Source organism: Azospirillum sp. HJ39, from assembly GCF_041507355.1.
Taxonomy (GTDB): Bacteria; Pseudomonadota; Alphaproteobacteria; order Azospirillales; family Azospirillaceae; genus Azospirillum; species Azospirillum thiophilum.
Genome location: NZ_CP167912.1, coordinates 820001 through 843413, shown reverse-complemented (window position 1 = coordinate 843413; position 23413 = coordinate 820001). Strand labels below are relative to the sequence as shown.

Genomic DNA, 23413 nt, shown 5'->3' with positions numbered 1-23413 from the left:
GGCCTGCCTTTTCTTATTTCTTTAAACGGCGAAGGAATTGCCGCAGCCGCAGGACGCGGTCGCGTTGGGGTTCTTGATCTGGAACGCGGCGCCCATCAGGTCCTCCACGTAATCCAGCGTGGAGCCGGCCAGCAGGTCGAGCGAGGCGTCGTCGGTGACGACCCTGGTGCCGTTCTTCTCGAAGACATGGTCCTCGTCGCCGGCGGTGTCGTCGAAGCCGAAGCCGTACTGGAAGCCGGAGCAGCCGCCGCCGGACACGGTCAGGCGCAGCATAAGGTTGGGATTGCCCTCCTGCTCGATCAGGAAGGCGACGCGCTTGGCGGCGCTTTCGCTGACGGCGAGGATTCGGGGAGCGGTGTCGGCCGGGATGGCGGTGTCGGGCATGGGAGGGCACCTCTGGTGCGATGCGGGAGTTGCCATGAATGTAAGGGGGATTGCCGGCCACGTCAAAGTGCGGGCTCCATTGCGCCGGACGCCCCCCTTGCCGACCGTTGCGCATCTGGCACGGCCGCCGGTGCTTCGACCTGAGGTGCCGGGGCATAGCACGCCTTCGCCGTTGCACCGGCGCCCCCCCGCCGGTAGTGTCCGCCCCATGACGGCGGACTGTTTTCATGATCGGCTGGCCCCCTATGCCTGCAACCCGGCGGACACGCGCGGGCGGCTGGTCGCGGAGCCGGAAAGCCCGACGCGCTCGTGCTTCCAGCGCGACCGCGACCGCATCGTGCATTCCGGGGCCTTCCGCCGGCTGAAGCACAAGACCCAGGTCTTCGTCTATCATGAGGGCGACTATTACCGCACCCGGCTGACCCACAGCCTGGAGGTGGCGCAGATCGCCCGCTCCATCGGCCGCACGCTGGGGCTGAACGAGGACCTGGCGGAGGCGGTGGCGCTCGCCCACGACCTCGGCCATACCCCCTTCGGCCATGCCGGCGAGGAGGCGCTGAACGCCTGCATGGGGCCGTTCGGCGGCTTCGCCCACAATGACCAGACCCTGCGCATCCTGACCCGGCTGGAACGCCGCTATGCCGAGTTCGACGGGCTAAACCTGACCTGGGAAGCGCTGGAGGGGGTGGTCAAGCACAACGGGCCGCTGCTGCCGCCCGCCGGAAGCCCGTCTTCGGCCGAGGCGCGCCTGCCCACCACCATCGCCGCCTTTCAAGGCGACTGGGATCTGGAGCTGCACACCAATCCCGGCGCCGAGGCCCAGGTGGCGGCGCTGGCCGACGACATCGCCTACAACAACCATGACATCGACGACGGGCTGCGCGCCGGCCTGTTCGGGGTGGAGGAGATCGCGGAGCTGCCCTTGGTCGGCCCGATCGTCCGCGGGGTCTGCGACCGCTATCCCGGGCTGGAGCGCCCGCGCCTGATCCATGAGACGGTGCGGCGGATGATCAACGCCATGGTCGTCGATCTGGTGACCGAGACGCGGCGCCGGCTGGCCGAGCACAAGCCGGGCAGCGCCGCCGAGCTGCGCGCCCTGCCGCTGCCGATGGTCAGCTTCTCCGACGCGATGCTGGAGGCGCAGCGGCCCTTGCGCGCCTTCCTGCGCCAGCGCATGTACCGGCACTACCGCGTGAACCGCGAGATGAGCAAGTGCAAGCGCGTGGTGCGCGCCCTGTTCGAGCTGTTCATGGACGAACCCAACACCCTGCCGACCGAATGGCAGCGCGATATCGTGGCGCGCGGCGGCGGTGTTGGCGGTGGGGGCGACAGCGCCGGCCTTCTCGTCCGCGCCCGCCATGTGGCCGACTACATCGCCGGCATGACCGACCGCTATGCGCTGGCCGAGCATGACCGGCTGTTCGACCTGCATGTGAAGACCTGAGCCGCAAGGCTCCCGCTACACCCCGGCCTATTGCACCCTGGCCTGTTGCACCCTGGAACGACGACCCGAGACGATGAATATTTTCAAGGCCTTCGAGACCGATATCCGCAAGCTGCTGGACGAGCTGGCCGCGGAGGGCGCGATTCCCGCCGGGCTGGACGGCAGCCGTCTGACGGTCGAGCCGCCGCGCGAGGCCTCGCACGGCGACCTGTCCACCAACGCCGCCATGATCCTGGCGAAGCCGGCGAAGATGGCGCCGCGCGCCCTGGCCGAGCTGCTGGTCGCCAAGCTGAAGGGCCGTCCGGACGTGGCGTCGGTCGAGATCGCCGGTCCCGGCTTCGTCAACCTGCGCCTGACGCCGGACGTCTGGCGCGACCGCATCCGCGACGTGCTGAAGGCCGGCATCGCCTATGGCGACAGCGATCTCGGCGGCGGAACCGCGGTGAATGTCGAATATGTGTCGGCCAACCCGACCGGCCCGCTGCATGCCGCCCATGGCCGCGGCGCGGTGTTCGGCGACGCGCTGGCGGCGCTGCTGGAGAAGGCGGGCTACGCCGTCACCCGCGAATATTACATCAACGATGCCGGCGCGCAGGTCGACGTGCTGGGCCGTTCCACCTTCATCCGCTACCGCGAGGCGCTGGGCGAGGAGGTCGGCGAGATCCCGGCCGGCCTCTATCCCGGCGAGTACCTGAAGGAGGTCGGCCAGGCGCTGGCGGAGCGCGACGGCAACCGCTGGGTCGGCACCGACGAATCCGACTGGCTGCCGGCCTGCCGCGAATTCGCCATCTCGATGATCATGGGCTGGATCCGGGAGGATCTGGGCGTGCTCGGCGTTACCATGGACGTCTACAGCAGCGAGCGCGCGCTGGTCGCCGCCGGGGCGGTCAACACGGCGCTGGCGGCGCTGGAGGAGCGCGGCCTGATCTATACCGGCGTGCTGGAGCCGCCGAAGGGCAAGAAGCCCGAGGATTGGGAGCCGCGCCCGCAGACCCTGTTCAAGTCCAGCGATTTCGGCGACGACGTCGACCGGCCGCTGAAGAAGTCGGACGGCTCCTTCACCTATTTCGCCAACGACATCGCCTATCACTACGACAAGTACCGGCGCGGCGCCGCCGCCCTGATCGACGTGCTGGGCGCCGATCATGGCGGCTATGTCAAGCGCATGCAGGCGGCGACGCGGGCGATCTCGGGCGGCGCGGCGGAGCTGGACGTCAAGCTGTGCCAGCTGGTCCACCTGATGCAGGACGGCCAGCCGGTGAAGATGTCCAAGCGCGCCGGCACCTTCGTGACGCTGCGCGACGTGATCGAGCAGGTCGGCCGCGACGTCGTCCGCTTCATCATGCTGACCCGCCGCAACGACCAGACGCTGGATTTCGACTTCGCCAAGGTGACGGAGCAGTCGAAGGACAATCCGGTCTTCTACGTGCAGTACGCCCACGCCCGCTGCCGCTCGGTCCTGCGCCACGCGGCCACGGCGCTGCCGCAGCTGGACCAGGCGCCGGCCGCCCTGGCCGCTTCGGCGAACCTCGCCCGCCTCGACGCCGAGGAGGAGATGACGCTGGCCAAGCGCATGGCGACCTGGCCCCGCATGGTCGAGGCGGCGGCGGAGGCGCATGAGCCGCACCGCATCGCCTTCTTCCTCTACGACCTCGCCAGCGACTTCCACGCGCTGTGGAACCGCGGCCGCGACGATGCCTCGCTGCGCTTCCTGATCGAGGGAGACGCCGAGTTGACGACGGCGCGGCTGGCGCTGATCGCGGCGGTGGCGACGGTCATCGCCTCCGGCCTGAAGGTCATGGGTGTCGAACCGGTGGAGGAACTGCGTTCATGAGGTATGACGGCGACGTCAACTACGCGGCCGATCCCTATGGGATGCCGCCCCGTCAGTCCGCCAGCAAACGCGGGCTGCTGGCGCTCGGCTTTGCCGTGGTCGGCGTCGTTGCCTTCGCCGGTGCGGCGGTCGTGGGCCTGCGCGGGCATGACCGCCTGTCGGGCGACGGCCCGCCGCTGCTGACCGCCGATCCGGGGCCGGTCAAGTCGCGGCCGGACCAGCCGGGCGGGCTGGAGGTGCCGCACCAGGACATCCTGGCCTATGAACGGCTGCGCGATCATGACGGCGGGCGCGGCACCCAGGTCGAGCGGCTGCTGCCGCCGCCGGAGGTGCCGCTGCCGCGCCCGGTGGTGACGCCGCAGATGCCGGCCGCGGTGCCGTTGCCGGCCATCCCCTCGGTGGCGCAACTGCCGCCGGGTTCCACCGCCACCGTGCCGCGCGACAGCGTCGCCACCGCGATGGCCGCCGCCGGCCTGCCGGCCACGGCGGAACCGGCACCGGGCCTGACCCCGGCCATTCCCGCGGCGGTCATGTCCCCGGCCGTTCCGGTCCCGCCGCCCGCGGCGGCTGCTGCCGCCAGGCCGCCGCCGGTGCCCGCCGTGGCGGCCAAGCCGGCCCCGCCGCCGGCCGCCCCGCCGCCGGCGCAGGGTGCCGCACCATCGGTCGGTCAGCTGATCGCCAAGCTGGAAGCCGCCTCCCTTCCCGCCGCCGCGCCGAAGGTGGCGCCGCAGCCGGCCAAGGTCGCGTCCGTGGCACCCCCTGCGGTCACCGGCGGCAGCGGCGGCTGGCGCGTCCAGCTGGCATCGGTCCGCAGCGAGAGCGAGGCCGCGGCCGAATGGCGGCGTCTGGCCGGCCGCCACCCCGACGCGCTGGGCGGCCTGTCGATGCAGGTCGCAAAGGTCGATCTGGGGGACAAGGGCATCTTCTACCGGGTGCAGGGCTCCGGTGCCGACGAGGCGCGGGCCAAGTCGGTCTGCGCCCAGCTGCGCTCTCAGAATGTGGGGTGCGTGGTTGTCCGTCCCTGATTCTGTGGGTCCTGCGTCCACGGCTTCCGTTGTCTTAGGGGCCGCCATCCCGGTGATCCGTCCGCGTGCGGTCGTCTTCGGCTGTGCCGGTCCGGTTCTGACGCCGGACGAGGCCGCCTTCTTCCGCGAGGCCGACCCGCTCGGCTTCATCCTGTTCCGCCGCAACTGCGTCGACCGCGACCAGATGCGCCGTCTGGTCGCGGACCTGCGCGCCAGCGTCGGCCGGGCGGATGCTCCCGTCCTGATCGACCAGGAGGGCGGCCGGGTCGCGCGCATGCGTCCGCCGCACTGGCCGGCCCATCCACCGATGGGCGTGTTCGGCGATCTGGCCGCGCGCGATCCCGCCGCCGGGCGCGAGGCCGCCTGGATCAACGGCCGGTTGCTCGCCCATATGCTGGCGGAGGTCGGCATCACGGTGGATTGCGCGCCCGTGTGCGATGTGCCGGTGGAGGGCGCCCACGACATCATCGGCGACCGCGCCTTCTCGCGCGATCCCGCCATCGTCACCGCGCTGGCACGGGCCACCGCCGAGGGGCTGCTGGCCGGCGGCGTGCTGCCGGTGATCAAGCACATTCCCGGCCATGGCCGCGCCGGCACCGACAGCCATGCCGAGTTGCCGGTGGTGGAGGCCGGGCGCGCGGTGCTGGAGGCGACCGACTTCCTCCCCTTCCGCGCGCTGGCCGACCTGCCGCTGGCGATGGTGGCGCATGTGGTGCTGAAGGCGATCGATCCGGACGCGCCGGCCAGCACCTCGGCGATCGTGGTGCGGGAGGTGGTGCGCGGGCCGTCCATCGGCTTCGACGGGCTGCTGTTCAGCGACGACCTGTCGATGAACGCGCTGCGGGGCGAGCCGTATGCCCGGGCGCAGGCGGTGCTGGCGGCCGGGATGGATGTCGTGCTCCACTGCAACGGCGACCTCGACGAGATGCGGGCGCTGCTCGGTGCCGTTCCGGCGCTGGACGGGGTCGCGGCCGAACGTTGGGCGCGGGCGGAGGCGATGCGGCACGCACCGGACCCGGTGGATATCGCTGCAATGACAAACCGGCTGGCCGAGCTTCTCGGCACCGGCCAAGCCTGACGGACGGGAGCGGACGATGGAGGAATGGATCTTCCAGGTGACGGCCGTGGCCCTGCCGGCCATCATCGCCATCACCTTGCACGAGGCGGCGCATGGGTTCGTCGCCTGGCGGCTGGGCGACGACACCGCCTACCGGCTGGGGCGGGTGACCTTCAACCCGCTCCGCCACATCGACCCGTTCGGGACGGTGCTGCTGCCGGCGCTGATGTATTTCACCACCGGCTTCGTCTTCGGCTGGGCCAAGCCGGTCCCGGTCAATTTCGCCCGGCTGGACCATCCGCGCCGCGACATGGTGTGGGTGGCGCTGGCCGGGCCGGGAACCAACTTCCTGCTGGCGGTGGCCTCGGCGGTGATCTGGCGGCTGGTCGATCCGGAGAACGGCATGGTCGAGCTGTGGATCCGGTCCGCCGCCGAAGTGTCGGTGCTGGTCAACGTCATCCTGATGGTCTTCAACCTGATCCCGCTGCCGCCGCTGGACGGCGGGCGCGTCGCCGTCGGCATCCTGCCCGACGTGCTGGCGGTGCCGTTGGCCCGGCTGGAGCGCTTCGGCCTCTTGATCCTGATGGCGGCCTTCTTCCTGCTGCCGATGCTGGGGCGCCAGATCGGCGTCGACCTCAGCATCATGCATTGGGTGCTGGGGCCGCCGGTCGATGCGGTGATCGACTTCATCCGCATCCTGACCGGCAACGACTGAAGGCGACCGAATGGCCGATTTGGGGTCCGGTCCTGCGGTGGCGCCGCCCGGGGATGCGTCGCCGCTGCCGCCGTCGGAGCAGCTGCTGCTGGTGCTCGACGGCTTCGAAGGGCCGTTGGACATGCTGCTGGCGCTCGGGCGCGACCAGAAGGTCGACCTGACGCGCATCTCGATCCTGGAGCTGGCCGACCAGTATCTCGCCTTCGTGGCGGAGGCGCGCAAGGTCCGGCTGGAGCTGGCCGCCGACTATCTGGTGATGGCGGCGTGGCTGGCCTATCTGAAGTCGCGCCTGCTGCTGCCGGAACCGGAGGGGGAGGAACCGTCGGGCGAGGACATGGCCGCCGCGCTCGCCTTCCAGCTCCAGCGGCTGGAGGCGATGAAGGAGGCCGCGGCCAAGCTGTTCGCCCGTCCGCGGCTGGGCATCGACGTCCATCCGCGGGGTGCGCCGGAGGATCTCGACCTGCTCCGCAAGCCGGTCTACGAGGTCACGCTGTTCGACCTGCTGCGCGCCTATGGCGCCCAGCGCGCCCGCAAGGATTCTTCCGTCCTGCACATCGCCCCGATCCGGCTCTATTCGATGGAGGAGGCGGTGCAACGCCTGTCGGCGCTGCTCGGCCGCATGCCGGATTGGGCGACGCTGGCGAGCTTCCTGCCGGGAGGGCAGGATGGTGGCGGGCTGCTGACCCGCTCTGCGCTCGCCGCGCATTTCGCTGCGACGCTGGAACTGGCGAAGGCCGGCCGGGTGGAACTGCGCCAGGAGAGCGCCTTCGCCCCGCTCTATGTCCGCAGCCGGCGCGAAGACGGGCCTGCGGACGTGCCCGCCGAACCACCGGAACGTTGAGACCATGATCAAGGAAGTCACCGACGCCCACGAGGCGGAGGCCCGCATAGGCAAGCTGCGCCTGCTGGAGGCGCTGCTGTTCGCCTCGGCCGAGCCGCTGGACGAGGAGACGCTGACCGCCCGCGTCGGGCCCGAGGCCCGTCCGCTGCTGGAGGAGCTGCGCGCCCATTACGCCCCGCGCGGCGTCACCTTGGTGCGCACCGGCGGCGGCTGGGCCTTCCGCACCGCGGAGGATCTCGCGCCGGAGTTGCGGCGGGAGGAGGAGGTGTCGCGCCGGCTGTCCCGCGCGGCAATCGAGACGCTGGCGATCATCGCCTATCACCAGCCGGTGACCAGGGGCGAGATCGAATCCATCCGCGGCGTGGCGACCAGCAAGGGCACGCTGGACCTGTTGATGGAGCATGGCTGGATCCGGCCGGGCAAGCGGCGGGAGACGCCGGGCCGGCCGCTGACCTGGATCACCACCGCTGGTTTCCTCGACCATTTCGGCCTGGACAGCCTGCGCGACCTGCCGAGCGTCGAGGATCTGCGAGCCGCCGGCCTGCTGGACAGCCGCCCGGTGCTGCTGGGGCTGGGGACGGCGGGCGACGGCGGCGCGCTCGCCGTGAATGGAGGGGAGGAGGAGGGCGGGGAGGATTGAGGCGATCCGATTTTCCCCGGGGCCCGTTTTTCCGAGTGCTCGTTTTTCCCGGGGGCCTCGAGCGAATTCCCGTGAAACCTCAATGACAACCGTTTAAGGATGGTGGGGCGAACGTTGCGGGCTATTGGCCTTTCTGCCATAGTGCCGGCCCGCCGCAAAGGCCGTTCAAACGTGATAGGCGCGCCATGGGTTCTTTCAGCATCTGGCACTGGATCATCGTTCTTCTGATCGTTCTTCTGCTGTTCGGCGCGGGCAAGTTGCCGAAGGTGATGGGCGATCTCGCCAAGGGCGTGAAGTCCTTCAAGGCGGGATTGCAGGACGACAGCGACGATGCGGGCGCCACCCCGGGGGCCAACGCCAAGGTCATCCCGAACCAGCCGGCCAACACGGCCGAAACCGCGGCCAAGAAGGACGAGGCGGTCCGCAGCTGACCGGCGGGCGCAAAGGGAGCGGCCTTCGCGGGCCTCTTTGCGCGTGCCATCCTGCCCACCGCATTCGTGAAGCCGGAAGAACATGTTCGACATCGCTTGGTCCGAACTGATGGTGATCGCCGTCATCGCCCTCGTGGTCATCGGGCCCAAGGATCTGCCCAAGGCGATCTTCGCGCTCGGCAAATGGGTGCGGAAGGCGAGGGGCGTCGCGCGCGAGTTCCAGACCCACATCGACGACATGATGCGGGAGACGGAGTTGGATGAGCTCCGCAAGGAAGCGCTGAAGACCCGCGACCTGAACATCAAGAAGATGATGGAAGACACCATCGACCCGAAGGGGGAGGTGGGCAAGGCCTTCGACCCCAAGGCGTTCGACGTCGGCCTGACCGGCCATGCCGGCAGCACGCCGGAACCGGACCTGCCGCAGGCCCCAGCCTTGGCGCCGACCCCGGCGGCCCCGGCCCCGGCCCCGGCCCCGCAGGCGGAGGCGGCGCCGCCGGCCGTGACCGACAGCGCGCCGCCGTCGGCGGCCCCGTCGCCCATCACCATCGAACCGCCGCAACCGGCCGCGGCGGTTTCCGCCCAGCCGACCGACAAGCAGACGTGAGTCAAGACGGGCCATGACCGGCGAAACCCAGCAGGACGACCTCGAAGACAGCAAGATGCCGCTGATCGATCACCTGATCGAGCTGCGGAACCGGTTGATGTGGTCGATCGGTGCGATCCTGATCGCCTTCCTGCTGTGCTATGCCGTGTCGGACCGGATCTATAATTTCCTGGTCCAGCCGCTTGCCGATCTGCTGGCGGGGCAGGGGCGGCGGATGATCTACACCGGCCTGACCGAAGCCTTCTTCACCTATGTGAAGGTGGCCTTCTGGGGCGGCTGCTTCATCTCCTTCCCGATCATCGCCACCCAGATCTGGATGTTCGTCGCGCCCGGCCTGTACAAGCACGAGCGCCGCGCCTTCCTGCCCTTCCTGGTGGCGACGCCGGTGATGTTCCTGCTCGGCGCCGGCATCGTCTATTACTTCATCTTCCCGATGGCCTGGCGCTTCTTCCTGGGCTTCGAGTTCCATCCCGGCGGCGACGGCAACGCCCTGCCCATCGAGTTCGAGGCGCGCGTCGGCGAATACCTGCATCTGGTGATGTCGCTGATCTTCGCCTTCGGCATCGCCTTCCAGTTGCCGGTGCTGCTGACCCTGCTGGTCCGCGTCGGCATCGTCAGCACCGACGCTCTGGCGTCGAAGCGGCGCTATGCCATCGTCGGTGCCTTTGTCGCCGCGGCGATCCTGACCCCGCCCGACGTCATCAGCCAGGTCAGCCTGGCGGTGCCGCTGATCGCGCTCTATGAAATCGCGATCATCGTCGGCCGCCGCATCGAAAAGGCGCGGGCCACGGCAGAGGCGCAGGCGGAGTAGGCGGTGCCCCGGCGGCCCCTCCCGCACTCTCCATCCGGACCCGGGGCAACTGCCGCAGGGTAATAATCCGTCCGTCGTGGACATGCCGCCATTCTCGCGCTAAAAGCACGGTTCGGCCGATGGAAGGCCGTAGCCGCGCACCCGGAGCCTTGACCGTATGCAGACCGCCAACGACATCCGTCGCACGTTCCTGGATTTCTTCGCCAAGCAGGGACATCAGATCGTCGACTCGTCGCCGCTCGTGCCGCGCAACGACCCGACGCTGATGTTCACCAACGCCGGCATGGTCCAGTTCAAGAACGTCTTCACCGGTGCCGAGACGCGGCCTTACCGGCGCGCGACCACCTCGCAGAAATGCGTACGCGCCGGCGGCAAGCACAACGACCTGGACAATGTCGGCTATACGGCGCGGCATCACACCTTCTTCGAGATGCTGGGGAACTTCTCCTTCGGCGATTATTTCAAGGACGACGCCATCGCGTTCGCCTGGAACCTGATCACCAAGGAATACGGGCTGCCGGCCGACAAGCTGCTGGTGACCGTCCACACATCGGACGAGGATGCGGCGGCGATCTGGCGCAAGGTCGCCGGCCTGCCGGACGAGCGGATCATCCGCATCCCGACCGACGACAATTTCTGGCGCATGGGCGACACCGGCCCCTGCGGTCCGTGTTCGGAGATCTTCTTCGACCATGGCCCGTCGATTGCCGGCGGCCCGCCGGGCAGCCCGGACCAGGACGGCGACCGCTTCATCGAGATCTGGAACCTCGTGTTCATGCAGTATGAACAGCTGGGTCCCGACAATCTGGTGCCGCTGCCCAAGCCGTCGATCGACACCGGCATGGGGCTGGAACGTCTGGCCGCGGTGCTCCAGGGCAAGCACGACAATTACGACATCGACCTGATGCGGGCGCTGATCATGGCGTCGGCCGAGGCGACCAAGAGCGCGCCGGACGGCGCCCATGCCGTGTCGCACCGGGTCATCGCCGACCATCTGCGCTCCACCTCCTTCCTGATCGCCGATGGCGTGCTGCCGTCGAACGAGGGCCGCGGCTATGTGCTGCGCCGCATCATGCGCCGCGCCATGCGCCATGCCCACATGATCGGCGCGCGCGAACCGCTGATGCACCGTCTGGTTCCGGCGCTGATCCAGCAGATGGGCGACGCCTATCCGGAGCTGAACCGCGCCCGCGCCCTGATCGTCGAGACGCTGAAGCTGGAGGAAACCCGCTTCAAGCAGACGCTGGAGCGCGGCCTGCGCCTGCTGGAGGACGAGGTCGGCCATCTGGGCGAGGGCCAGCCGCTGGCCGGCGACGTCGCCTTCAAGCTGTACGACACCTTCGGCTTCCCGCTCGACCTGACGCAGGACGTGCTGCGCGGCCAGGGCCGCGGCGTCGACGAGGCCGGCTTCAAGGCCGCGATGGACGAGCAGCGCCGCAAGGCCCGCGAATCCTGGGCCGGCTCGGGCGAGGTCGGCACCGAGAAGCTGTGGTACGAGATCAAGGACGAGCTGGGCGCCACCGAGTTCTTCGGCTACGACGCCGAGATGGCCGAGGGCAAGGTGACGGCCATCGTCAAGGGCGATGCCCGCGTCGAGACCGCCGCCGCCGGCGACCAGGTGCTGGTCGTCGTCAACCAGACGCCCTTCTATGGCGAATCGGGCGGCCAGGTCGGCGATGCCGGCGTGATATTCTCCGCCACCGGCGCCGAAGTGGCGGTGTCCGACACGCTGAAGAAGCTGGGCGCGGTGTGGGCCCATGTCGGCACCGTCACCAAGGGCAGCCTTTCGGTCGGCGACGTGGTCGAACTGCGGGTCGACGGCACCCGCCGCTCTGCCATCCGCGCCAACCACTCGGCCACCCACCTGCTGCACGAGGCGCTGCGCCACCGTCTGGGCGACCATGTCACCCAGAAGGGTTCGCTGGTGGCGCCGGAGCGTCTGCGCTTCGACATCAGCCAGCCGACCGGCCTCAGCGCCGCCGACATCGCGGTGATCGAGGACGAGGTCAACCGCCGCATCCTGGCCAACAGCGACGTCGTCACCCGGCTGATGTCGCCGGACGAGGCCCGCGCCCAGGGCGCCATGGCGCTGTTCGGCGAGAAGTACGGCGACGAGGTGCGCGTCGTCTCGATGGGCGGGCCGCATGGCGAGCTGGACCGTGATTACTCCATCGAGCTGTGCGGCGGCACCCATGTCCGCCGCACCGGCGACATCGGCGTGTTCAAGATCGTCTCCGAAGGCGCGGTCGCCGCCGGCGTCCGCCGCATCGAGGCGCTGACCGGTACCGGCGCCAAGGCCTGGCTGTCCGAGCGCGACCAGCTGCTGACCGAGGCGGCGAGCGTCCTCAAGGTGAAGCCCGACGAGGTTCCGGCCCGCGTGGCCGTGCTGGTCGAGGAGCGCCGCAAGATGGAGCGCGAACTTGCCGATCTGCGCCGGCAGGTTGCCATGGGAGGCGGCGCCAAGGCCGAGGGCGGCGGCGAGGCCAAGGATGTGGCCGGCATCAAGGTCGCGTCCCGCGTGGTCGAGGGCCTGCCGGCCAAGGACCTGAAGCCGATGGCCGATGAGCTGAAGAAGCAGGTCGGCTCCGGCGTCGTGGTGCTGATCGCGGCGAACGAGGGCAAGGCCTCCATCGTCATCGGCGTGACCGACGACCTGACGGCCAGCCTGAGCGCCGTCGATCTCGTCCGCGTCGGCGCCGAGGCGCTGGGCGGCAAGGGCGGCGGCGGCCGGCCCGACATGGCCCAGGCCGGCGGCCCCGACGCCTCGCTGGCCCCGGCGGCGGTCGAGGCCATCGAAAAGGCGATCGCGGCCAGGACGGCCTCCTGATCGCCGGGCGACCCGGCCCCCGGATGCGTTCGGGGGCCGTTTTTCCGTTCATGCCGTTTTCGTAAGGTCCGGCGATGGAACTCCCGACTCTTCCCTTCACCGTGACCGACTGGGCCGGAGTGCCCGTCACCGAACATCCGGGCGAGACCGGCAAGGCGCTGTGGCGGACCTTCCGCGCCGGCGAGCTTCGGGTGCGGCTGGTCGAATACACGCCGGGCTATCTGGCCGACCATTGGTGCGACCGCGGCCATGTCCTGTTCGTGGTCAGCGGCGAACTGGTTACCGAGTTGAAGGACGGCCGGCGCTTCGTGCTGACCGCCGGCATGAGCTATCAGGTGTCGGATTTCGGCGACCATCCGCACCGGTCCTCGACCGAAATCGGCGCCACCCTGTTCATCGTCGACTGAGCGGCCGGCAATCCGGGCCGGTCAATCCGGGCAGGTCATGCCGAGAAATTCCCCGATCATCCGCCGCAGATCGCCGGATTGAAGCAGGGTCGTGATGACCGCATGGTCGCTGACACTAGGCAGGATGTGGCGGTCGATGCCGGGAAGGCCGGCCAGCATCGCCGCCGAGCGCAGATCGGCCGCATTGTCGCCGCCGCAGACGATCCGGGCGCGCGGGTGCCGCTCCCGGCCGGCATAGAGATGCCGCAGATCGACCTCCTCCGCGCCGACCGGACGGCCGAGCAACTGGGAGATCCGAGCCAATGGCCGCGGCCGCATCACCTGCCAGATCATCGGCGAGAAGGCGAGGACCGCTTCGGCGCCGAGGTCCAGCCCATAGCGCAGCGCGCCGTAGCCGCCGGTGGATTGGCCGAGGCAATAGAGCGTCCGGGTGCCGAAGCCGTCGCACAGCCGGCGCAGCAGCTCGACCGTCGGCTCCATCCCGGTCCAGCGTCCGCCGATGCCGCCGATATAGAAGCTGTCGGCCGGATCGAACAGATAGATGACGTTGACGCCGAAGGGCTCCAGGATCCGCTGCATCAGATAGACGGAAACCGACAGCCGTCTGGCCCGCCCGGTGAAGGCGAGGAGGGTGGTGGTGGAGCCGGCCGGCACCATCCAATAGTTCCCGGCCGCCGGATCGCGGGCCAGCGTCGCCGGAATCGCCGCGGGAGCGGTCAGGTCGCAATCCCACAGCATCCGGCAAAGCGCAACCAGCTGTTCGGCCCGTTCCGCGACCTCGGGGGTCCGGCACAGCGCTTCGGCATGCGGCAGCGTCCAGTGAACGACGCCGTTCTGGATCAGGGACTGGCAGGCGCTCAGACGCTGTTCGGGGCCGGCGGCCGGATCCGCCAGGGCGGCCAGCGACCAGGCGGGGGGCTGGTTGGACGCGTGGATCCAGGCAGGGATATCCGTTGCCATCAGACTTGCGGGGAGGGGGCTTCCCGGCCCGCCAGGGCGTCGGCGATGGCCGAGACCGAGTTGCGGCTCTCCAGGAAGGTATCCGGAGCGAGGATGAGGCCGAACGCCTTTTCCATTTCCAGTGCCATTTCGACGGCATCCACCGAATCGAGATCGTAGCCGGCCAAGGGTTGGCCGGGGTCCATGGCATCGGCCGCAAGCCCGCAGATGGTCGCCAGATAGGCCATCATCCAGTGTTGCAGGGCATCGCGGTCAGGGGTGACGGTTGCGGTCATCGGTTACTCTTCGCAGGATGTTGCGGGTGGGGCGGAGGCGGTCGCGGCGCGCTGCTCCAGGAAATCCAGGATCGCTCCGGCGATGTCCTGCGGTTCGCCGCGCCAGGGGAAATGGTAGGGCCTGATGCCGGGATTCCGGTTCAGTTCCAGAATCCAGTAATTGCCGCGCTGCGCCGGCACCGAGGGATCCCGGATCATCACGTCGGCCGCCGTCAGGTTCAGGCCGGGCACCGTGGTGCAGGCCGCGGCGATCAGGTCGATGTAGGAGGGGTGGAGGTCGCGGTGGCAGTCGATGCTGTCCGCCCCGGTGGCGCCGTTCGAGGTGCCGCGCAGGAAGACACGCTCCGATGGTGCCGGCACATCGTCCAGACTGCGGCCGGCCATCGCCAGGAAATCGAGGAGATCGTCATCGACTTCGATGTCGGAATGGCCGTGCAACTCCTGCCGGCGGGGCAGCCGGTTCTTGGCGTCGATCAGTTGCGCGATGCTGGCGGTGCCGTCGCCGACCACGCTGGCCGGCCGGCTCAGCTTGACCGCGACCACCCGGGGCCGCAGGTAGAAGAAGCGGATCAGCTGGCCGGTCACGCTCTCCTCGACCAGTATCTTCTGGTGCTGCGCCGCGACCCGCCGGATCGCCCGCTCATAGCGCACCCGGTCGGCGATGCCTGGAAAGACCAAATCCCCCTTGGCGCCCTGGTTGGGCTTGACGCAGACCGGTGTCGCAAATGACGGGAAGGCCGCCAGGGCGGCGGAGAGGTCGTTGCGGCGGAACACCCGTCCCGCCGGGGTGCTGAAGCCCTGCGCCTCGAGAAAGTCCTTCGCCCTCTGCTTGTCGCGGGTGAGAAGGGCCGCCTCCTCGTTGATGTGCAGGCCGAGCCCGCGCCATGGGTTGGGCCCCTCGATCAGCAGCATGCCGGACGCGAACAGATAGCCCTGCCCATCGATCTCGAACCGGAGCCAGCGTGACGGATAGGGGTGGAAACGGCTGTAGACACCCTGGACATAGCGCGTCGCCAATCCGCGGGCCTGGGCCGCGGTCCGCAGGCAGGTCGCGTGAAAATCGTCGGGCGAGTCGGTCTGGTCGTCCATGGTCCACTCGTCGTCAAAGGAGCGGGAGGCTGGGGCCGGCAGGATGTCCTGCCCATCCGTTCGGCGGTTCGCAGGCGGGCATCGTCCGCCTCTTCGCGCCGAGCGGCGTCGGGGCCACTTTTGGGAGAAGATACCATTTCATTTCGTTGCAATTTTCCAATCTGGAAAATTCAGTGTTCGGTATAAGGTCGGCCGCGTATGATGTCCGTTATCATAGTGTTCAGAGTCGAGTCAACGCAATATCTAAGATTGATGACTGGGAAAAGAACTGTCGGAAATGATGGAGATCGGCTTCATATCTTATAAAAGTCAGCCGCGTGACCTGTTTCCTCAGCCGAGGCTTCGGGCATTGCTTGCGGAGGCTGCCTTGCAGGGCGCCGATCTGGTGCTGCTCGACAGATCGTCCTGGGACAGGCAGAGGGGGGTGATCGCGGGGGAGCGCTGGACGCCCGCCGGCTGGAGGTCCGGCTGGTTCTCCCTGCCGGACGTGGTCGTGATGAAGAGCGGGGCGGACGACGATTGGCAGGAACTGGACGGCTGGATTCGCCGGAACCGTCCGGTCATCGCCGACTCCGGCCTCGACAAGCTGGCCTTTCACGATCTTCTGTGCGGCGGCAGCCTGCTGCCGTACGCCATTCCCACCATCGGGATTCCGTCCGATGCCATCGACGCCACGCTGACGGCTGCCTTCCTGGAGCATGGGGGCGCCGTGGTGAAGCCGGTCGACGGCCGCCGCGGCTTCGGCATCCAGTTCATCCACCGGGAAACCGGCGGCGGGGAAGCCGGCAGCGGGCAAGGCTGGCTGCTCCAGCATGCCGGCGGCACGATCCGTGGGACATTGGGGGAGGTGGTCGGCCATGTCCGCGCGCGCATCGCCGGGCGCCTGCGGTATCGCCGCTATCTGGTGCAGCGCTTCATCCGTTCGGCCGCGGTCGATGGCCGGTCCGCCGATCTCCGGGTGCATGTGCAGCGGCGGGCCGATGGCGAGTGGGGCGTGACCCGCGCCTATGTCCGGCTGGCCGAGGCGGGACGCTTCCTGACCAACATCAGCCAGGGCGGCTACCAGGGGCCGATCGACGGTTTCCTGGCCGTGCGGCGGAGTGCGGCGGAGGCGGAGGAACTCGGGAACCGGATCGTCGCCCTGGCGATGGAGATCGCCAGGCAGGTCGATGCGACCAAACCGCTGCCGCTGTCGGAACTGGGCATCGATCTGGCTTTGGACGAGGAGGGCCGGCTGTGGGCGATCGAGGCCAACGCCTTCCCGCAGAGCAGCCTGCACGAACATGCCCGCGCCGAGCATATGATCGGCTATGCGATGGCGGTCGCGCGCGGGACGGCGGGTCATGAGCGCGTGGCCGCGGACAGGGCTCGATAGGTCCGGCGGCCGACCTCGGTCCAGTCGAACCTCGAGGCATAGCGGCGGGCAGCCTCGGGGTCGCCGCGCGGCCGGTCGACCGCCCGCAGCATGCCGGCGGCGAGCGCCGCTTCGGACGACAGGTCGGCCTGCATGATCCAGCCGTCGCATTGCAGTTCGGCCAACCCCGCCCTGCTGCTGCTCAGCACCGGCGTCCCGCAGGCCAGCGCCTCGATGACCGGCAATCCGAACCCTTCGGCGGCGGAGGGGCAGACCAGCAGGGCCGCGTCGCGGTAGAGCCGGCGCAGGCTGTCGTCGGGCGCGGCGATGTGGAAGCGGACATGCCCGGCAATCCCCAGCGCGTGGCAATGGGCCTGCGCCTGATCGATCAGCGCATCCGACGGCATCACGATCTCCAGCCCCATCCCCGCATGGCGGGTCGAGGCGGCCAGCCGCAGGAAATGATGGTAGGCCGTCAGCGCGAAGCCCAGATTCTTGCGCCTGTCCGTCAGGTTCGAGATCATCAGCATATATGGCCGGCCATTCGCCGCGGCCTGACCGGCCGCCGACGCCGTCGGAGCGAGAAAGACCGGATCGACCCCTTCGCCGGTGACGCAGAGCGTCATCCCGTCCCGCGGTCGTACATGATGGTGGAACTCCTCGGCGCTGGCATGCGACGGGAAGAACAGGACATCGGCCGTTTCCGCCAAATGGAGGAGACGCCTCACATATTCGGCCTTCAACGGGTCCGGCCACCGGTCGAGATACGCCGAGCGGAAGCTCAGCGGCACCAGGTCGTGGATCATCGCCGCATGCCCCAGCCGCCTGGGCGCGAAGAAGCTCTTGTACATGGCGAAGGGATTCGGATCGAAATAGACGGTCGCCCCCCTGGCGATCAGGTCGTCTTCCAGAGCGTCGGGAGTATCGCGCCACCCCGCCTGTCTTGCGGCTCCATCGGACGGGGGGCCGGGAATCAGCGGCTGGAACAGATGGGCCTGGACGTCATTCGCGACCGTCTCCGCAAGCAGCGGTGCATGCGCCAGTCGCCCGAGCGTCACGATGAGACGGGCACCCTCGTCGGCATGGATGCGTGCCAGGCAACGGGCCATGTTGCGGACGTAACGGCCGATGCCGGTCATGGCCTCCGGGCCGTGAAAGGTCGTTGCTTCCATCGCGACGACGGTCGTGGAGGCGGGCCGGAGGGCGGGCGCGGCCGGAACGGCGGACATGCTATGCTCCGTAGCCGAAATGCGCCATGTAGGGCGCCATCCGCGCGACCACCGCCGCCTGCCTCGCCTGGTCGAGGAGCTTGGCATATTTGCCGATCAGGCGGTCGCCGACATGGCCGGGGTGCCATTGCGTCGAAGGGTCGGCGGTTTCGCCGGCGGGCAACCCCTTGGGAAAGCGGTTCCGCCGCTCGGCCTCGGCAATGGCGGCTTGCACCGCGTCGGGCCGCAGCCGCCGGAACAGCGCCTCCATCTCCGCAGCCGAAGGCCGGAGGGAGAGATGGCCGGCGATCAGGTCGATGGTCGTGGCCTGATCCATGAAACCGCTCTCGTAGCGCAGCAGCAGGCTTTTCGGCTGGCGTGCCGCGCCGACGATTCCGGCGGCGCCCTGGGCGGCATAGGCCAGGGCATGGTCGAAGCCGTAATCGAAGCGCTGCATCAGCGACACCACGGCATCGCGCGGATCCCGGATGGTGACGAGGCAGGGCGTGTCCGGGTGGCGGTCCAGGAAGGCGGCCGGATCGCCCCAGCCATGGGTCTTCAGCACCAGTACCGTTCCGGCCGGCGGTATGGGCAACTGTGTTCCGCCATCCAGATTTGCGGCGAAGGCGACGTGACAAGGAGTGCTCAGGCGAAGAAGATCAACCGCGGCATTGAATGCCCAGGTTGAAGCGCTGCTGAACATTCCGCAGACAAGAACGATGCGATTGTCCATCAATGATCCACGGTTCCGTTATTCCGTGTCATGCGGCACGAAAACTTTAGATGCAGGACTCTTTCATGAAAATCTTGAAGATCTTGTCTCCTGGATTTCCTTTGCCCCGATCATTGATCGAGCGTTCTCCTTCTCTTCGATCAAATGGAAGCGATTGGCAAGGGTGATGGTGAAACGAAAAGAAACGGAATGGTCCGGCGGAGAATCGTTGCGATTCCTCCCATCCAGGCCCGGTCGAGGCCGGGAACGATACGCCGTCGCCGCCGGAGCGGAGCGTCGGGTTCGGCGGGGCTTGCCAGCCGGAACGGGAATGGCAAGACTGTCGGGCACGCGAAAGGACGAGGACATCGAAATGCGTTTTGCCGGCACCGACCGCTATGTCGCCACCGACGATCTGATGGTGGCGGTCAACGCCGCGATCACGCTGGAGCGCCCGCTTCTCGTGAAGGGGGAGCCGGGGACCGGCAAGACCGTGCTGGCGGTTGAGATCGCCCGCGCGCTGAACAAGCCGCTGCTGTCCTGGCATGTGAAATCGACCACCAAGGCGCAGCAGGGCCTGTACGAATACGACGCGGTCAGCCGTCTGCGCGACAGCCAGCTGGGCGAGGCCAAGGTCCACGACATCGCCAACTACATCGTCCGCGGCAAGCTGTGGGAGGCCTTCGAGGCGCCGGAACCTCCGGTCCTGCTGATCGACGAGATCGACAAGGCCGACATCGAGTTTCCCAACGATCTGTTGCTGGAGCTCGACCGAATGGAGTTCCACGTCTACGAGACCCGGCAGACGGTCACGGCGGCCAGGCGGCCCATCGTCATCATCACCTCGAACAACGAGAAGGAGCTGCCGGACGCCTTCCTGCGCCGCTGCTTCTTCCACTACATCCGCTTTCCCGAGCGCGAGACGATGGAACGCATCGTCGAGGTCCATTATCCCGGCCTGAAGGCTGCGCTGCTGCGCGAGGCGCTGAACCTGTTCTACGACCTGCGTGAGGTGCCGGGCCTGAAGAAGAAGCCCTCCACGTCGGAGCTGCTGGACTGGATCAAGCTGCTGATGGTCGAGGACGTCGATCCGGAAACCCTGCGCGCCAAGGATGCCCGCACCCTGATCCCGCCGCTGTGCGGCGCCCTGCTGAAGAACGAGCAGGACGTCCACACGCTGGAACGGCTGGCCTTCCTGGCCAAGCGGGGGCGCTGAGCGCCGGGCGGGGAGCCGGCCACCCTCCGGCGCACGCCGGCCGCCATCAAGCCTCAGTCAGCGCCGCCCCCGGCACGCCGGCCGGCGACAGCACCGTCACCCGGCTGCGCCCGCCGCCCAGCGGCACCACGCGGATCTGCGTGCCGATGCGCTCGACCATCGCCGGGACGTGGCTGATGACGCCGACCTGACGGCCGCCCGCCTGCAAGGCTTCCAGGCAGGACAGGGCGACGTCCAGGCTGTCGGGATCCAGCGTGCCGAAGCCCTCGTCGATGAACAGCGTGCCGATGCCGCCGGAGGCGCCGGCCGCCATCGCCGACAGGCCCAGCGCCAGGGCCAGAGACACCAGGAACAGCTCGCCGCCCGACAGGCTGTGGACGCCGCGACGCTCGTCGCCCATCTCGCGGTCGACCACCTGAATTTCCAGGTCGGCCCCGGCCACCCGCTCCAGCCGGTAGCGGCGGGCCAAATCCTCGAGATGCCGGTTGGCATGGGTCAGCAGCAGGTCGAGGCTCAGGCTCTGGGCGAAGTTGCGCATCTTCTGCCCGTTGGCCGAGCCGATCAGCTGCGCCATCTTGCCCCACAGGGCGCAGCGTGCCCGCTGGGCCTCCATCGCCGCGCTTAGCCCGGCCAGCCGCAGCCGGTTGGCGTCGTCGGCCTCCAGCCGGCCGCGAGCCGAGCCGAGCCGGTCGCGGTCGCGCTCCAGGATCGTGCCTGTTCCATCGGCCGCGGCGGCCGCCTCTTCTGCGGTCTGCGCCGGACGGCCGGCGGCATGGTGGCCGTCCCGCTGCCGCCGCCGCTCATCAACCACCAGCAGCGCATCGCCGCGCGCGCGCTCCAACGCCGCCAGTGCCCGCTCCTCGGCCTCCAGCCCGGCGTCGGGGGCGGCCAGCAGCCGGCGGATCTCCTCCAAGCCGATGGAGCGTTCGTCCGTCGCCCGCTCCAGCCGCTCCCTGGCCACCACCGCCTTGCCGGCATACAGGCGAGCCGCCTCGTCGCGGGTTTCCCGTTCCCGCTCCGCCGCCGACAGGCGGGCGGCGGCGTCCTGGCGAACGATCGTGGCCTTCTCCACCAGCGTGTCGGCGGCCTGCCGCTCGTCGGCCAGCGCCTTGCGCACCGCCACCACCGCCCGTCCGCCGAGCAGCGCGTTGCGTGCCGTCCGGGCCTCGGCCAGCCGACCGGCCAGATCGGCGGCCCGCTGGCGTGCCTCCTCCTCCGCCCTCAGCGCCGCATCCAGCTCCGCCGACTGCACCGCGCGCTCGCCGCTTGCCCGTTCGACCTCACGGCCGGCGCGGGCCAATGCATCGCTCTTCGCCCGGTGCTCGGCGACCCGTTCCGCCAACGCGCTGCGGAACCCTTCCGAATCCCGCTCCAGCCGCGTGCGCCAATCGGTTTCGCCGGCCAGCCCTTCCGCCAGTTCCGCCAGGGCGGCGTCGCGGTCGCCCTCTGCCCGTTCCAGCGCCGCCGCAGCCAGGGCCGCCGCCTGCCGCCCCTCGGCCAACCGCTGCCGGGCCGCCTCGCTCTCCGTCGCCAGCGCCGCAGCGGTGGCTTCCAGCCGGCGCTGCTCCTGCTGTGCCGCGTCGAGCCGCCGGTGGTGATCCAGCGCCTGCTCCTCGTCGGCGGCGATGCCCGCCAACCGCTGTTCCACGCCGTCGAGCGCCGCCGCCATGTCGGCCAGCGCGTTGCAATCGCCGCTCCATCCGGCAGCCGCCGCCTGCGCCGTCCAGCGCGCCGTCAGCTCATCGGCCTCCCGCGCCATCGCCGCCAGCCGTGCCGCCAGCCCGTCGGCCCCCGCCCGCGCGGCCTGGGCTGCTGCCTCGAGTGCCGCATGGCGGGCCACCATGGCGGCCAGATCCTCCCGCAGGCCGGCGAGATGCGCTTCCTGCTCCCGGGTGACCCGGTCCAGCGGCGTGGCGCCGGTTCCCGCCCAGGGGTGGGAGTCCGATCCGCAGACCGGGCAGGGCTCGCCCTCCTCCAGCCGTCCGCGCAGGCTCTTCACATCCTCCCGCCGGGCCAGCAGCAGGCGTTGCAGCGTCCGTTCCGCCTCGTCGGCGGCGGCACGCCGTTCGTTGCGTCGCTCTGCAAGTTCCTGCGCCGCCGCGCCGTCGCGCCCCGCTTCGGCCAGCAGCCGCACCCGCTCGGTCTCCGCCGCCGTCCGGTCGGCCGACAGGCGCCGCCGCATCTCGCCGGTGGCGAGCAGGGCCCGCAGCCCATCGCGGCGGCGCCCCGCCTCCGCCCGCGCCGTCCGGGCATCGTCGAGCGATGGCACCGCCTCGGCCCGCAGTGCCTCCAACGCCGTCTCGGCCGCGATGCAGTGGTCCTTCGCTTCGGCCGCCCGGCTCTCTGCCGCTTCGACGGCGGCGGTCAGGACTGCAAGTTCGGACTCCCGGGCCATCCTCTCCCGGCGGGCGGCGTCTCCGGTGCGGGCCGCCGCCTGGTGCCGGTCCAACAGCCGGTCCCAGCGCTCCCAATCGGCCGCGACCGGCTCGAAGCCCGCCTGTCCGCGCAGCCAGGAGTCCAGCCTTGCGGACTCGGTCTGCGCCGCCGACAGGGCTGTCCCGATGTCCTGCACCGCCTTGCGTGCCTTGGCGCTCCGCTGCATGGCGGCCTGTGCCGCAGCCTCGGCGGCGTCGCCTTCGCCGGTCAACGCCGCGATCCGCCCATCCAGATCGGCGGCACGCTCCAGGTCGGGTTCGGCTCCGGCCTGTGCCGTGCAGGCGGCCTCTAAGCGGCGCCGGGCGTCGCCATGGCGACCGGTCGACTCCTCCACCGCAAGCCGGGCGCTTTCCCATGCCGCCGTCGCGCGATCCACCGCCGCCGCGGCCGCGGCCGCATCTCCCGCCGTCCGGTCGGCATCCTCCAGAAACGGACGCACCGGCAGCAGACTGCGCAGCCGGGCCGCCGCGCCACGCCGCGTTTCCGCTCCCGCCCAGGCCTCTTCGGCGGTTCGGGCCGCTGCCTGCGCCTGCTCCACCGCCGCGGCGAGCTGCGCATCGCGCTCGTGCCAGGCCATGGCCGCCCGGGTGAGCGCCAGCGCCTGTTCGCCCGCCTGGACCGCGCTTGCCGCATCGGCGGCTTCCGCCTGCAGGGCGGCGCGATCCTCGTCGGCGAGGACGCCGATGCCGCCGCCCTGCGCCTCCAGCGTGTCGAGCGTCTGCCGCTCCGCACCCGCCCGTTCATGGGCGGCGACCGACAGCCGCGAATACACCTCCGTGCCGGTCAGCAGTTCCAGCAGGGCGGAGCGTTCGCGCGGCGGCGCCTTCAGGAAGGTGGCGAAGTCGCCCTGCGCCAACAGGACGGCGCGTCGGAACTGCTCGAAGCTGAGGCCCAGCCGCCGTTCGATTTCGTCGAGCACGCTCTTCTTGCCGTCGCCGTAGCGCCGCTCGCCGTCGAGGCTGCTCAGCGACATGCTCTGCAGTTGCAGGGCACCCTGCGCCTTCTGCCGTGCCCGCCGCACCTCCCACCTCGCCCGGTAGGCATCTCCGTCGATCCCGACGAAATCCACCTCCGCCCAGCCGGATCCGGCGCCGCGCCGCAGGATGCTGCGCACATCGGTGGTGCGGATGCCGTTGGGGT

Annotated in this window: 21 protein-coding genes (1 of these 21 only partly in view); 14 read left to right on the top strand and 7 right to left on the bottom strand. The window is 69.6% G+C overall.

Going from position 1 to position 23413, the window contains the following annotated elements; all coding sequences use genetic code 11:
- Positions 1–21 precede the first annotated feature (21 nt).
- Complete coding sequence (gene erpA / locus ABMY26_RS31285) at positions 22–384, bottom strand: iron-sulfur cluster insertion protein ErpA (RefSeq protein ID WP_372399402.1); 363 nt, start codon at positions 382–384, stop codon at positions 22–24.
- A gap of 208 nt (positions 385–592) precedes the next feature.
- Here erpA and ABMY26_RS31280 point away from each other — a divergent pair, with 208 nt between their 5' ends.
- The 12 genes from ABMY26_RS31280 (at position 593) to ABMY26_RS31225 (ending at position 13023) form a co-directional block, all read left to right on the top strand.
- Positions 593–1828, top strand: coding sequence for a deoxyguanosinetriphosphate triphosphohydrolase (locus ABMY26_RS31280; protein WP_372399401.1), 1236 nt, complete (start codon positions 593–595; stop codon positions 1826–1828).
- Between the two features lie 73 nt (positions 1829–1901).
- Positions 1902–3662, top strand: coding sequence for an arginine--tRNA ligase (gene argS / locus ABMY26_RS31275; protein ID WP_372399400.1), 1761 nt, complete (start codon positions 1902–1904; stop codon positions 3660–3662).
- The gene (locus ABMY26_RS31270; RefSeq protein ID WP_372399399.1) at positions 3659–4687 is read left to right on the top strand and encodes an SPOR domain-containing protein; all 1029 of its coding nucleotides are present in this window, start codon (positions 3659–3661) and stop codon (positions 4685–4687) included. Before argS ends, ABMY26_RS31270 begins: the two co-directional genes overlap by 4 nt.
- Positions 4659–5765 carry a beta-N-acetylhexosaminidase gene (nagZ, locus tag ABMY26_RS31265; protein ID WP_372399398.1) on the top strand — a complete coding sequence of 369 codons (1107 nt, stop codon included), beginning with the start codon at positions 4659–4661 and terminating at the stop codon, positions 5763–5765. The genes ABMY26_RS31270 and nagZ overlap by 29 nt, the downstream gene beginning before the upstream one ends.
- 16 nt (positions 5766–5781) lie before the next feature.
- Positions 5782–6459: a site-2 protease family protein gene (locus ABMY26_RS31260; protein WP_372399397.1), complete on the top strand. Its 678-nt coding sequence runs from the start codon at positions 5782–5784 to the stop codon at positions 6457–6459.
- Between the two features lie 10 nt (positions 6460–6469).
- The gene (locus ABMY26_RS31255; RefSeq protein WP_372399396.1) at positions 6470–7300 is read left to right on the top strand and encodes a ScpA family protein; all 831 of its coding nucleotides are present in this window, start codon (positions 6470–6472) and stop codon (positions 7298–7300) included.
- A gap of 4 nt (positions 7301–7304) precedes the next feature.
- Positions 7305–7940, top strand: a complete 636-nt coding sequence (scpB, locus tag ABMY26_RS31250; protein WP_372399395.1) for an SMC-Scp complex subunit ScpB — start codon at positions 7305–7307, stop codon at positions 7938–7940.
- A gap of 185 nt (positions 7941–8125) precedes the next feature.
- Positions 8126–8371 (top strand): twin-arginine translocase TatA/TatE family subunit, encoded by a 246-nt coding sequence (locus tag ABMY26_RS31245; protein ID WP_372399394.1) that lies wholly within the window; start codon positions 8126–8128, stop codon positions 8369–8371.
- An 82-nt stretch (positions 8372–8453) separates the two neighbouring features.
- The gene (tatB, locus tag ABMY26_RS31240) at positions 8454–8978 is read left to right on the top strand and encodes a Sec-independent protein translocase protein TatB (RefSeq protein WP_372399393.1); all 525 of its coding nucleotides are present in this window, start codon (positions 8454–8456) and stop codon (positions 8976–8978) included.
- A gap of 13 nt (positions 8979–8991) precedes the next feature.
- Positions 8992–9789 carry a twin-arginine translocase subunit TatC gene (tatC, locus tag ABMY26_RS31235; protein ID WP_372399392.1) on the top strand — a complete coding sequence of 266 codons (798 nt, stop codon included), beginning with the start codon at positions 8992–8994 and terminating at the stop codon, positions 9787–9789.
- Positions 9790–9946: 157 nt separating this feature from the next.
- The gene (alaS, locus tag ABMY26_RS31230; RefSeq protein WP_372399391.1) at positions 9947–12616 is read left to right on the top strand and encodes an alanine--tRNA ligase; all 2670 of its coding nucleotides are present in this window, start codon (positions 9947–9949) and stop codon (positions 12614–12616) included.
- 74 nt (positions 12617–12690) lie between these two features.
- On the top strand, positions 12691–13023 hold the full coding sequence (locus tag ABMY26_RS31225; RefSeq protein ID WP_372399390.1) for a DHCW motif cupin fold protein: 333 nt from the start codon (positions 12691–12693) through the stop codon (positions 13021–13023).
- Positions 13024–13044: 21 nt separating this feature from the next.
- Here ABMY26_RS31225 and ABMY26_RS31220 read toward each other — a convergent pair whose 3' ends face one another.
- The 3 genes from ABMY26_RS31220 to ABMY26_RS31210 are packed head-to-tail and all read right to left on the bottom strand — an operon-like array spanning position 13045 to position 15347.
- The gene (locus ABMY26_RS31220) at positions 13045–13983 is read right to left on the bottom strand and encodes a hypothetical protein (protein ID WP_372399389.1); all 939 of its coding nucleotides are present in this window, start codon (positions 13981–13983) and stop codon (positions 13045–13047) included.
- Positions 13983–14258, bottom strand: coding sequence for an acyl carrier protein (locus tag ABMY26_RS31215; protein WP_372399388.1), 276 nt, complete (start codon positions 14256–14258; stop codon positions 13983–13985). Before ABMY26_RS31215 ends, ABMY26_RS31220 begins: the two co-directional genes overlap by 1 nt.
- A gap of 3 nt (positions 14259–14261) precedes the next feature.
- The gene (locus ABMY26_RS31210) at positions 14262–15347 is read right to left on the bottom strand and encodes a hypothetical protein (protein WP_372399387.1); all 1086 of its coding nucleotides are present in this window, start codon (positions 15345–15347) and stop codon (positions 14262–14264) included.
- 367 nt (positions 15348–15714) lie between these two features.
- Here ABMY26_RS31210 and ABMY26_RS31205 point away from each other — a divergent pair, with 367 nt between their 5' ends.
- Complete coding sequence (locus ABMY26_RS31205) at positions 15715–16722, top strand: YheC/YheD family protein (protein ID WP_372399386.1); 1008 nt, start codon at positions 15715–15717, stop codon at positions 16720–16722.
- On the opposite strand, the gene ABMY26_RS31200 is transcribed toward ABMY26_RS31205, so the two are convergent.
- Positions 16689–17930, bottom strand: coding sequence for a glycosyltransferase (locus ABMY26_RS31200; RefSeq protein ID WP_372399385.1), 1242 nt, complete (start codon positions 17928–17930; stop codon positions 16689–16691). The genes ABMY26_RS31205 and ABMY26_RS31200 overlap by 34 nt on opposite strands.
- A 1-nt stretch (position 17931) precedes the next feature.
- Complete coding sequence (locus tag ABMY26_RS31195) at positions 17932–18474, bottom strand: hypothetical protein (protein ID WP_372399384.1); 543 nt, start codon at positions 18472–18474, stop codon at positions 17932–17934.
- Positions 18475–18994: 520 nt separating this feature from the next.
- Here ABMY26_RS31195 and ABMY26_RS31190 point away from each other — a divergent pair.
- Positions 18995–19837, top strand: a complete 843-nt coding sequence (locus ABMY26_RS31190) for a MoxR family ATPase (RefSeq protein WP_045584688.1) — start codon at positions 18995–18997, stop codon at positions 19835–19837.
- A gap of 46 nt (positions 19838–19883) precedes the next feature.
- Here the strand turns inward: ABMY26_RS31190 and ABMY26_RS31185 are convergent, their stop codons facing one another.
- Positions 19884–23413: the 3' portion of an AAA family ATPase gene (locus ABMY26_RS31185; protein WP_372399383.1), read on the bottom strand. Its footprint extends 220 nt past the window's final position; only the last 3530 of its 3750 coding nucleotides appear in the window; its start codon lies off the right edge, out of view; its stop codon occupies positions 19884–19886.